We start from the raw sequence: 10,559 nt of genomic DNA, 5'->3' as shown, positions 1-10,559 counted from the left end.
GTCCGGCGCTAGAATAGCGGGACCGTTGACGACAAAGGGACAAGGTTATCATGCGCACACTAAATCGCCTGTTGCTGGCTGGCTTGTTTGCAATCACTCCATTGGCTGTTATGGCGGCGGACGATGCGCCATCGCCGGAACCGGATGTAACCATCCGCACGGAAGGCGACAACACGATCAAGGAATACCGCCAGAATGGCTTCCTGTATGCCATTCAGGTCACGCCGAAGGGCGGAAAACCGTACTTTCTGGTGCGCGCCGATGGATCGGACGGTAACTTTATCCGCTCGGATCAGCCCGATATGCTGATTCCGTCGTGGAAGATCTTCGAGTGGAAGTAGTTTCTTAATTTCAATTGGCGCCCACCAGCGCCCGTACTGGCAGCTTAAACATGTCTGTGTTCACCCCCCTGGCTCGGCCTGAGCTGGAAGCTTTTCTCGCCCCTTATGGCCTCGGCCGCCTGCTTGATTTCCAGGGGATTGCCGCCGGTAGCGAAAACACCAATTTTTTTATCAGCCTGGAGCAGGGCGAGTTTGTCCTGACCCTGGTCGAGCGTGGCCCGGTGCAAGAAATGCCGTTCTTCATCGAGCTGCTCGACGTGTTGCACCAAGCCGATCTGCCGGTGCCATACGCCATCCGCACCACGGACGGCGTGGCGTTGCGTGAGCTGGCTGGCAAGCCTGCATTGTTGCAACCGCGCCTGGCCGGCAAGCACATCAAGCAGGCCAACGCGCAACATTGCGCGCAAGTGGGCGAGTTGCTGGCGCATCTGCACCTGGCCACCCAAGCCGCAAACATGATCAAGCGCAAGACCGATCGTGGCCTGGACTGGATGCTGGAGGAGGGTACGCAATTCCTTTCGCACGTGAATGCCGAGCAAAAGGAACTGTTGCAGCGAGCGCTGGAAGAAATCACCCGGCAGAAAGAGAAAATTCTGGCGCTGCCTCGCGCCAACATCCACGCCGACCTGTTCCGCGACAACGCGATGTTCGAGGGCACGCACCTGACCGGGCTGATCGACTTCTACAACGCGTGTTCGGGGCCGATGCTCTACGACGTGGCGATTGCCTTGAACGACTGGTGTTCCGATGACGATGGTCTGATCGACGGAGCGCGAGCGCGAGCGCTGTTGGGCGCTTACGCCGCACTGCGTCCGTTCACGGCGGCCGAAGCCGAGTTGTGGCCGACCCTGTTGCGGGTGGCGTGCGTGCGGTTCTGGTTGTCGCGCCTGATCGCGGCCGAATCATTCGCCGGGCAGGACGTGCTGATTCACGACCCGATGGAGTTTCAATTGCGCCTGGCACAGCGGCAGACGGTCAATACACCGTTGCCTTTCGCTCTTTAAATTGTGGCGAGGGAGCTTGTCGGATCGCCGCACCGTCCCGCTGGGTTGCGAAGCGACCCCTTCTTGGGGGGGGCCTGCTGCGCAGTCCAGCGGGAGCAAGCTCCCTCGCCACAGGGTTATTGCATTAATTAAAGCGACTCCAGGCACCCCGCCAAATCATTCCCCAACTTCTCCAGCACCTGCTCATACCCCTGAGCTGTTGCGGGTGTGTAACCGCCCAACGCATCCAGCTCCGCCAATTTCACCGGCAGGCCCGCTACCAGGGTTTCGGCCAGGCGCGGGCGCAGCGGCGGCTCGCTGAAGACGCAGGTCTTGCCGACTTCCTGCAACCGCGCACGCATCGCCGCTACGTGCTGGGCGCCGGGCTGTACTTCCGCGGCAACGCTGAATACGCCCGCGTGCTTAAGGCCGTAGGCGTCTTCGAAGTAGTCAAAAGCCTCGTGAAACACGAAGTAAGGTTTGCCTTCAATGCCTGCCAGGCGTTTCTTCAGCCGCACGTCGAGCGCATCCAGACGCTCATCGAACGCCTTGAGGTTGCTCTGATAGCGCGCTGCATTGGCAGGGTCGGCGGCACTCAGGTCAGCCGCCATTTTGGTGGCGATGACTCGGGCATTGATCGGCGACAGCCACAAGTGCGCGTCGAGGCTGCCCGGGCGATGATCATGATCATGTTCGTCGGCTTCTTCGGCGTGTGAGTGGTTATCTTCGGCGAAATGGCGGAGTTTCATCCCTGGCAAAACCTGAACGGAAACGCTAGGCAAAGTACGACCATTGAGTACTCGCGGCAGGAAACCTTCCATGTCCGGACCGATCCAGTACAGCAGATCGACCGACTGCACCTTCCGTACGTCGGAAGGGCGCAAGGCATAGTTATGAGGCGAGGCGCCTGGCGGCAGCAGCACTTCCGGAATCGCCACGCCGTCCTGCACGGCAGCGGCGATCAGTTGCAGCGGCTTGATGCTGGTGAGGACTTTGACCTCGGCTTGCGCTGAACCCATCAGCAGAACACTGGCGATAAATGCGACAAAGATAGAAAAAATTCGGGACACGATGACCACTCAAAGAGGCGAGAACGGGTAACATAATAACGTCTCTCACAAACCTCGTCGCCGCTCATGCCTAAAACACCGATTGCCAGCCGTCCCCACGACCACTCTCATTGCGTGCATAGCGCTCTGTCTGAGGCCGATGCTTTGTGCGCACGTCAGGGCCTGCGCCTGACGGCGTTGCGGCGGCGGGTGCTGGAGCTGGTTTGGCAAAGCCACAAGCCATTGGGTGCCTATGACATTCTCGCGGTGCTCAGCGAACAAGATGGCCGCCGTGCCGCGCCGCCAACCGTGTACCGCGCACTGGATTTCCTGCTGGAAAACGGCCTCGTTCACCGCATCTCATCCCTCAACGCCTTCATCGGCTGCAATCATCCGGAGCACGCGCATCAGGGGCAGTTCCTGATCTGCCGTGAATGCCACGCCGCCATTGAGCTCGAACAGAAATCCATCAGCGACGCGATTATCGCCAGCGCCGAGGATGTCGGGTTCGTCGTTGAGGGCCAGACCGTCGAAGTGATCGGTCTCTGCTCGGGTTGCCAGGGGGCTTGATGAGCAACGCGCTGATCCGACTCGAACAGGTTGCCGTTACGTTTGCCGGGCAACCGGTGCTGGACAATATCGAGCTGAGCGTCGAGCCAGGCCAGATCGTCACCCTGATCGGCCCCAACGGCGCGGGCAAGACCACGCTGGTGCGTGCCGTGCTTGGCTTGTTGAAACCCGACAGCGGCAGCGTCTGGCGCAAGCCGAAACTGCGGGTGGGCTACATGCCGCAAAAACTCCATGTCGATCCGACCCTGCCGCTTTCCGTGCTGCGCTTCTTGCGCCTGGTGCCAGGTGTGGACCGCGCGATGGCCCTGGCCGCGCTCAAGGAAGTCGGCGCCGAACAGGTGATCGACAGCCCGGTGCAAAGTGTTTCCGGCGGTGAAATGCAGCGTGTCTTGCTGGCTCGCGCGCTGTTGCGTGAGCCGCAACTGTTGGTGCTCGACGAGCCGGTGCAAGGGGTCGACGTCGCTGGCCAGGCCGAGCTCTACAGCCTGATTACCCGTCTGCGTGACCGGCACGGCTGCGGTGTATTGATGGTTTCCCACGATCTGCATCTGGTCATGAGCACTACCGATCAGGTGGTGTGCCTCAATCGCCACGTCTGCTGCTCCGGCCACCCTGAACAGGTCAGTGGCGATCCGGCATTCGTCGAGCTTTTCGGCAAAAACGCACAGAGTCTGGCGATTTATCACCACCATCACGACCACGCCCACGATCTGCACGGCTCGGTCGTCAAGGCGCCCGGGTCGGGCCATAACCATGTTCACGGAGATAGCTGCAAGCATGGCTGATTTTCTGCTCTACGCCCTGCTTGCAGGTTTGGCTCTGGCTGTGGTCGCGGGTCCGTTGGGCTCCTTCGTCGTCTGGCGGCGCATGGCCTATTTCGGTGACACCTTGTCACACGCGGCGTTGCTGGGCGTTGCGCTGGGTTTCCTGCTGGATGTCAGCCCGACTGTCGCCGTGACCGTAGGCTGCTTGCTGTTGGCGGTGTTACTGGTGACCTTGCAACAGCGCCAGCCGCTGGCGTCCGACACACTTTTGGGAATTCTCGCACCGAGCACCCTCTCTTTGGGATTGGTGGTACTAAGCTTCATGCACGAAGTGCGGATCGACCTGATGGCCTATCTGTTCGGCGACTTGCTGGCGATCAGCCCGACCGATCTGGCCTGGATTCTCGGTGGCAGCGCGGCGGTGCTGGCCTTGCTGGTTACCTTGTGGCGGCCATTGCTGGCGATTACGGTGCATGAGGAGCTGGCAAGGGTCGAAGGTTTGCCCGTGGCGGGTTTACGCATGGCGCTGATGTTGCTGATCGCCGTGGTGATTGCCGTGGCGATGAAAATCGTCGGCGTATTGCTGATTACTTCGTTGCTGATCATTCCGGCGGCTGCGGCACAACGTCACGCCCGTTCACCGGAACAGATGGCACTGGGCGCGAGCCTGTTGGGCATACTCGCGGTGTGTGGCGGGCTGGCGCTGTCCTGGTTCAAGGACACCCCGGCCGGTCCGTCGATTGTTGTGACGGCCGCCGCACTGTTTCTGCTGAGTTTTGTTCTGCCCCGTCGAGGGGTGTAGACTTGCTCGTTTTTTGCGCAAATAGAGAGTCGCAGGAATGAAGTCGTTCGCCGCCCGTTATCTGCTCCTTGTCGCATTTTCCTTGCTGCTGGGCGCCTGCCAAAGCACGCCACCGACGGCCACCGAGGTCCCGGATGCGCGGGCCACGGCCATTGCACAGCTTGAGCAAAGCCTGGCCAGCAGTGAGCTGGCCACGGCCGAAGGTCAATTGGCCGCCTTGCAGGCCGAGTCGCCCAATGATCAATCCCTTGAGCAATACCAACGGCAACTGGCCGAAGCCTACTTGCTACGTAGCCAGATCGTGCTGCAAAAAGGTGACGTAAATGCGGCCGCTACGGCCCTGGCCCGTGCCCGTGCATTGATGCCCAAGGCGCCAGCATTGACCGGTGGCGTCAACGGCCCTATCGCTGAGGCCCGCAAAGCGGAACTGGAAAAAGCCGAAGCAGCACTCAAAGCCGCGGAAGCCATGCCCAAAGCCAAAGTCATCGACCCGACGGCGGAAAGCACGACGGTAGCGCTAAACATCAACGATATGGGCAAACTGCGTCGTCAACTGGACGCCATCGCCGCCGATGTTGTGAATTACCAGTGCGATGTGAGCATTCAGGCGCCGCGTACCGATGATTACCCGTGGTTGGCAAACCTGCTGACCAAACGCGTGAAAAAGCTCGACCCGCAATTCGACCTGAAGCTGGAGCGGCAGATTCTGCGCAGCGTCCCGGCGCAAATGGTCCTTAGCCCTCGTAAATCTTGAAAAGCTCGCGGGCAAGCCTAGCTCCTACAATGTTTCAATGAACCCTGTAGGAGCGTAATGCTGTTCACTTGAGAGAACATTACATCCTGTGGCGAGGGAGCTTGTCGGATCGCCGCACCGTCCCGCTGGGGCGCGAAGCGGCCCAAAAAGGGTCTGCTGCGCAGCCCAGCGGGACGGTGCGGCGATCCGACAAGCTCCCTCGCCACGGGAATAGGTTCGTCCTTAAGTGAACAGCATTACCGTATGTACCCGCGAAGGCGCGCGCTCAAACGAAACAGAACCTCAGGCCGGAATCGCCTTGGCCTTGGGCTCCCTGTCCCACACCCGATGCTGACCGATCGCGGCAAAAAACGCCTTGAACAGTTTGGCATCCGCCCCGACGATCAAACCCGCATCAGCCTCCAGCTTCAACACATCCAGCAACTGCTTCGCCTCACCGTGCAGCGCAATCGCCTTCAGGTGCTTGTAAGCCTCCAGCACGTAATGCAGCGCCACGCCATCGGCACTCAGCGCCTTGATCGACGCCGCGCCACCGGGCACAAACACCGCGTCGAATGCCACTGAAGGCAAACCTTCCATGGATGCATCCACTGGCAACGCCTTGCCGTCAGCGGTTTTTACCGGCGCCGAGGTCGGCCCCAGCAGCTTGGCGTGAGCGCCTTCAGCTTCCAGCGCTTTCTTCATGGCATCAATTGCGGCGCCGTCGACACCATCGGCAGCAAGGATCGCCACTTTGCGGGTTTTGATATCCCCGGGCAGCAAGTTGGCCTGGCTCAACGCAGGGGAGCGCTCCAGAGAGGTTTTCGGCACCTCCACCGTTCCAGCCGTCGGGGCCGGCAAGCCAAGGTTTTGCGCCACGCGCTTGGCCAGTTCCAGATCGATATTGGCCAGAATCTCGTTCACCTCACGGGCACGGATGAATTCCCGTTCGACCTTGCCCAGCTCAAAGCTGTACGCCGCAATGATGTGTTCCTGTTCGTGCTTGCTCATGCTGTGGAAAAACAGGCGTGCCTGGGAAAAATGGTCACTGAATGATTCGCTGCGCTGGCGAATCTTGTTGGCGTCGATGCGTTCCTGATAGCTCTCGAAGCCGCCATCCTGCGCGGCAGGCGGGGTTTCCTTCGGCCAGCCGCCGTCGATGGAATTCGGTTCGTAAGCCGCACGCCCCTTATCGATGGTGGTTCGATGCAGCGCATCCCGCTGCCCGTTGTGGAACGGTGCTACTGGACGGTTGATCGGGATCTCATGAAAGTTCGGTCCGCCGAGTCGGCTGATCTGCGTGTCGGTGTAGGAAAACAACCGGCCTTGCAGCAGTGGGTCGTTGGAAAAGTCGATGCCCGGCACGATATGCCCCGGGCAGAACGCAACCTGTTCGACTTCGGCGAAGAAATTGTCCGGGTTGCGGTTAAGCACCATCTTGCCCAGCGGCGTGATCGGCACGATTTCTTCGGGAATGATCTTGGTCGGGTCGAGAATATCGAAATCGAAGTCGTGCTCGTTTTCTTCTTCTACCACTTGTACCCCCAGTTCCCATTCCGGGTAGTCGCCCATCTCGATGGCTTCCCAGAGATCCCGACGGTGGTAGTCGGTATCTTTACCGGCAAGTTTCTGCGCTTCATCCCATACCAGCGAGCAGGTACCGGCGGTGGGACGCCAGTGGAATTTGACGAAGCGCGATTTTCCTTCGGCATTGATGAAGCGGAAGGTATGGACGCCGAAGCCCTGCATGCTGCGCAGACTTTTCGGAATCGCCCGATCGGACATCGCCCACATCACCATGTGCGCCGATTCCGGTTGCAACGAAACGAAGTCCCAAAACGTGTCATGGGCCGAGCCGCCGGTTGGGATTTCATTGTGCGGCTCGGGTTTCACCGCGTGTACGAAATCGGGAAACTTGATGGCGTCCTGGATGAAAAACACCGGCATGTTATTGCCCACCAGGTCGTAGTTGCCTTCGTCGGTGAAGAACTTCACCGCGAAACCTCGTACGTCGCGAACCGTATCGCCTGACCCGCGTGGGCCTTGTACCGTGGAAAAGCGCACGAATACCGGGGTCTGCTTGCCGGGATCCTGCAAAAATCCGGCTTTGGTCAGTACGCTATGGTTTTCGTAGGACTGAAAGTAGCCATGGGCGCCGGTGCCGCGAGCGTGAACGATGCGCTCGGGTATGCGCTCATGGTCAAAGTGCGTGATTTTCTCACGCATGATGAAGTCTTCCAGCAGGGAAGGTCCGCGGGCGCCGACCTTCAGGGTGTTCTGATTGTCCGCGACTTTCACGCCTTGATTGGTGCGCAAGGCCTGGCCGGTGGCGTCAGAGCGGAAGTTTTCCAGGCTGTCGAGTTTGGCATTGCTGTTGTTGCGGTCCAGGGTATCAGTCCCGGCCATCGCGCTCTTGGTCGCGGCAGGCTTCTTGGTACTCATCAGGCATATCTCCTCGGGGTATTTTCGAGTTGCCTAAGTAGTGACTGACGGGGTTTTTAGCCGTTCCTTTTATCTGACCTTTGATCGCGTTATTGCCAAATGGCTGGATGAATGCGAAATAAATGCTAAGAACCTCTATACGGACAGGCTAAAATGCGCGCCCGGCTAACCGCTGACCCTTTTCCAACGCGCCCCACAAGGTTCGCTACGTGATCGAGTTTCAAAACGTCCATAAAACCTACCGCGTCGCCGGTAAGGATATCCCCGCCCTGCATCCGACCAGTCTGACGATTGAGAACGGTCAGGTTTTCGGCCTGATCGGCCATTCCGGTGCGGGAAAAAGTACCCTGCTGCGTCTGATAAATCGCCTGGAAAGCGCCAGTGGCGGCAAGATCTTTGTCGACGGCGAAGAAGTCACCGCGCTGGACGCCAATGGCCTGCGCCGTTTCCGACAGCAAGTCGGGATGATTTTCCAGCACTTCAACCTGCTGGCATCCAAGACTGTGGCCGACAACGTCGCCATGCCGCTGACGCTGGCCGGTGAACTGTCGCGTAGCGAAATCGACCGGCGAGTGGCTGAGTTGCTGGCGCGGGTTGGTCTGTCCGACCACGCCAAAAAGTACCCGGCGCAATTGTCTGGCGGCCAGAAGCAGCGTGTCGGCATTGCCCGCGCCTTGGCGACCAAGCCCAAAATCCTGCTGTGCGATGAAGCCACCAGCGCCCTCGACCCGCAGACCACGGCGTCGGTCCTGCAATTGCTGGCCGAGATCAATCGCGAACTGAAACTGACCATCGTCCTGATCACCCATGAGATGGACGTGATCCGGCGGGTCTGCGACCAGGTCGGCGTGATGGACGCAGGCGTGATCGTCGAGCAGGGCTCGGTGGCCGATGTGTTCCTGCATCCCAAGCATCCGACCACCAAGCGCTTCGTACAGGAAGACGAGCACATCGATGAAAGCGAGCAACGTGACGACTTCGCTCACGTGCCGGGCCGTATCGTGCGTCTGACCTTCCAGGGCGAAGCGACCTACGCGCCGCTGCTGGGTACCGTCGCCCGCGAAACGGGTGTGGACTACAGCATCCTCGCCGGTCGCATCGACCGCATCAAAGATATCCCTTACGGGCAACTGACCCTGGCCGTGACCGGTGGTGACATGGAAGCGGCCTTCGCCCGCTTCACCGCCGCCGACGTCCACATGGAGGTGCTGCGCTAATGGAAGCCCTGACAAGTTTCTTCGCCAATATCGACTGGTTCGAAATCTGGCTGGCCACCGGTGACACCCTGCTGATGCTCGGCGGTTCGCTGTTGTTCACCGTACTGCTCGGCCTGCCACTGGGCGTGTTGCTGTTCCTCTGCAGCCCGCGTCAGTTGCTCGAAGCCAAAGGCGTGTACGCCCTGTTGTCGCTGGTGGTGAACATCCTGCGTTCGCTGCCGTTCATTATTCTGTTGATCGTCATGATCCCGGTCACGGTGCTGATCACCGGCACCTCGCTCGGGGTTGCCGGCGCGATCCCGCCGCTGGTGGTGGGCGCCACGCCGTTCTTCGCGCGACTGGTGGAAACCGCCCTGCGTGAAGTGGATCGCGGCATCATCGAAGCAACCCAGGCCATGGGCGCGACCACGCGGCAGATCATCACTAACGCGTTGCTGCCGGAAGCCCGCCCGGGCATCTACGCCGCGATTACGGTGACAGCCATTACACTGGTGTCCTACACGGCCATGGCCGGTGTGGTCGGTGCCGGTGGTTTGGGCGACCTGGCGATCCGCTTCGGTTACCAGCGTTTCCAGACTGACGTGATGGTCGTCACCGTGGTGTTGCTGCTGGTACTGGTGCAAATACTGCAAACCGTCGGCGACAAACTGGTCGTCCACTTTTCCCGTAAGTAAGACATGAGCCGGCCATTCGCTGGCAGGCGCCAAACGGGCGCCTCACATGGAGTTAGCTGAATGAAAAAACTACTCGTCGCCTTCGCTGCCGTTGCCGCGTTTTCCGCCCACGCTGCTGACACCCTGACGGTCGCCGCAACGCCAGTCCCGCACGCGGAAATCCTCGAATTCGTTAAACCGGCCCTGGCCAAAGAAGGCGTCGACCTCAAGGTCAAAGTCTTCACCGACTACATCCAGCCAAACGTACAGGTTGCGGAAAAACGCCTGGACGCCAACTTCTTCCAGCACCAGCCGTACCTCGATGAATTCAACAAGGCCAAGGGCACCCACCTGGTGTCGGTCGCCGGCGTGCACCTGGAGCCGCTGGGCGTTTACTCCAGCAAGTACAAAACACTGGAAGAGCTGCCAAGCACCGCCACCGTCGTTATCCCGAACGACGCCACCAACGGCGGCCGTGCGCTGTTGCTGCTGGCCAAGGCTGGCGTGATCCAGTTGAAGGATGCGAACAACATCCTGTCGACCGTCAAGGACATCACCGCCAACCCGAAGAACCTCAAGTTCCGTGAACTGGAAGCCGCCACCATCCCGCGCGTGCTGACCCAGGTCGACCTGGCCCTGATCAACACCAACTACGCGCTGGAAGCCAAACTCGACCCGTCCAAAGACGCACTGGTCATCGAAGGCAGCGACTCGCCTTACGTGAACATCCTCGTTGCCCGCCCGGACGACAAGGACAGCGAAGCGATGAAGAAACTGGCAGCTGCACTGCACAGCCCGGACGTGAAAGCGTTCATCGTCGAGAAGTACAAAGGCGCGGTAGTGCCAGCGTTCTGATCTGCGAACACAACGAAAAAAGGGGACGCTACAGGCGTCCCCTTTTTTTTGGTTCTTCACGGAATCCCGGGAAACACAGAAACAAGAACGCCGATTTGATTGATGATGTTCGTGCGAGCAAACACATCTAACAAACCGGCGTTCTTATGC

11 protein-coding genes are annotated in these 10,559 nt (G+C 59.8%); 9 read left to right on the top strand and 2 right to left on the bottom strand.

The window, feature by feature from the left end; genetic code table 11:
- Positions 1–50 precede the first annotated feature (50 nt).
- On the top strand, positions 51–341 hold the full coding sequence (locus D8V06_RS25280; RefSeq protein ID WP_015092908.1) for a DUF2782 domain-containing protein: 291 nt from the start codon (positions 51–53) through the stop codon (positions 339–341).
- A 50-nt stretch (positions 342–391) separates the two neighbouring features.
- On the top strand, positions 392–1,345 hold the full coding sequence (locus D8V06_RS25275) for a homoserine kinase (RefSeq protein WP_056854209.1): 954 nt from the start codon (positions 392–394) through the stop codon (positions 1,343–1,345).
- 128 nt (positions 1,346–1,473) lie between these two features.
- Here D8V06_RS25275 and D8V06_RS25270 read toward each other — a convergent pair whose 3' ends face one another.
- Positions 1,474–2,394 carry a zinc ABC transporter substrate-binding protein gene (locus D8V06_RS25270; protein ID WP_130932042.1) on the bottom strand — a complete coding sequence of 307 codons (921 nt, stop codon included), beginning with the start codon at positions 2,392–2,394 and terminating at the stop codon, positions 1,474–1,476.
- A 66-nt stretch (positions 2,395–2,460) separates the two neighbouring features.
- Between D8V06_RS25270 and zur the strand changes: the two genes are divergently transcribed.
- From zur to D8V06_RS25250, 4 genes are read left to right on the top strand one after another with little or no spacing between them, the layout of a single operon-like run.
- Positions 2,461–2,943, top strand: a complete 483-nt coding sequence (zur, locus tag D8V06_RS25265) for a zinc uptake transcriptional repressor Zur (protein WP_056854207.1) — start codon at positions 2,461–2,463, stop codon at positions 2,941–2,943.
- Positions 2,943–3,728 (top strand): zinc ABC transporter ATP-binding protein ZnuC, encoded by a 786-nt coding sequence (gene znuC, locus D8V06_RS25260; RefSeq protein WP_056854206.1) that lies wholly within the window; start codon positions 2,943–2,945, stop codon positions 3,726–3,728. The genes zur and znuC overlap by 1 nt, the downstream gene beginning before the upstream one ends.
- Positions 3,721–4,509: a zinc ABC transporter permease subunit ZnuB gene (gene znuB, locus D8V06_RS25255; RefSeq protein WP_056854205.1), complete on the top strand. Its 789-nt coding sequence runs from the start codon at positions 3,721–3,723 to the stop codon at positions 4,507–4,509. Before znuC ends, znuB begins: the two co-directional genes overlap by 8 nt.
- A 37-nt stretch (positions 4,510–4,546) precedes the next feature.
- Positions 4,547–5,263, top strand: a complete 717-nt coding sequence (locus D8V06_RS25250; protein ID WP_056854204.1) for a PA5502 family lipoprotein — start codon at positions 4,547–4,549, stop codon at positions 5,261–5,263.
- Between the two features lie 282 nt (positions 5,264–5,545).
- Here the strand turns inward: D8V06_RS25250 and katE are convergent, their stop codons facing one another.
- Positions 5,546–7,684, bottom strand: a complete 2,139-nt coding sequence (gene katE, locus D8V06_RS25245; protein ID WP_056854203.1) for a catalase HPII — start codon at positions 7,682–7,684, stop codon at positions 5,546–5,548.
- Positions 7,685–7,893: 209 nt separating this feature from the next.
- On the opposite strand from katE, the gene D8V06_RS25240 reads away from it, so the two are divergent.
- Genes D8V06_RS25240 through D8V06_RS25230 form a run of 3 tightly spaced genes read left to right on the top strand, consistent with a single transcriptional unit; the run spans position 7,894 to position 10,409 of the window.
- Positions 7,894–8,901 (top strand): methionine ABC transporter ATP-binding protein, encoded by a 1,008-nt coding sequence (locus D8V06_RS25240; RefSeq protein WP_130903782.1) that lies wholly within the window; start codon positions 7,894–7,896, stop codon positions 8,899–8,901.
- Complete coding sequence (locus tag D8V06_RS25235; protein WP_130932041.1) at positions 8,901–9,575, top strand: methionine ABC transporter permease; 675 nt, start codon at positions 8,901–8,903, stop codon at positions 9,573–9,575. The genes D8V06_RS25240 and D8V06_RS25235 overlap by 1 nt, the downstream gene beginning before the upstream one ends.
- A gap of 60 nt (positions 9,576–9,635) precedes the next feature.
- Positions 9,636–10,409 (top strand): MetQ/NlpA family ABC transporter substrate-binding protein, encoded by a 774-nt coding sequence (locus D8V06_RS25230; RefSeq protein ID WP_130932040.1) that lies wholly within the window; start codon positions 9,636–9,638, stop codon positions 10,407–10,409.
- Positions 10,410–10,559: the final 150 nt, after the last annotated feature.

Source organism: Pseudomonas sp. Sample_24, assembly GCF_004307605.1.
In the GTDB taxonomy this organism is placed as follows: Bacteria; Pseudomonadota; Gammaproteobacteria; order Pseudomonadales; family Pseudomonadaceae; genus Aquipseudomonas.
The sequence above is the reverse complement of the archived record's forward strand: the minus strand, read 5'-3'. Positions and strand labels throughout refer to the sequence as shown.

Bases quoted from the DNA above. Each gene is read 5' to 3' on its own strand.
- D8V06_RS25280 (WP_015092908.1), top strand. From the start codon at position 51: ATGCGCACACTAAATCGCCTGTTGCTGGCTGGCTTGTTTGCAATCACT.
- D8V06_RS25275 (WP_056854209.1), top strand. From the start codon at position 392: ATGTCTGTGTTCACCCCCCTGGCTCGGCCTGAGCTGGAAGCTTTTCTC.
- zur (WP_056854207.1), top strand. From the start codon at position 2,461: ATGCCTAAAACACCGATTGCCAGCCGTCCCCACGACCACTCTCATTGC.
- znuC (WP_056854206.1), top strand. From the start codon at position 2,943: ATGAGCAACGCGCTGATCCGACTCGAACAGGTTGCCGTTACGTTTGCC.
- znuB (WP_056854205.1), top strand. From the start codon at position 3,721: ATGGCTGATTTTCTGCTCTACGCCCTGCTTGCAGGTTTGGCTCTGGCT.
- D8V06_RS25250 (WP_056854204.1), top strand. From the start codon at position 4,547: ATGAAGTCGTTCGCCGCCCGTTATCTGCTCCTTGTCGCATTTTCCTTG.
- katE (WP_056854203.1), bottom strand. From the start codon at position 7,684: ATGAGTACCAAGAAGCCTGCCGCGACCAAGAGCGCGATGGCCGGGACT.
- D8V06_RS25235 (WP_130932041.1), top strand. From the start codon at position 8,901: ATGGAAGCCCTGACAAGTTTCTTCGCCAATATCGACTGGTTCGAAATC.
- D8V06_RS25230 (WP_130932040.1), top strand. From the start codon at position 9,636: ATGAAAAAACTACTCGTCGCCTTCGCTGCCGTTGCCGCGTTTTCCGCC.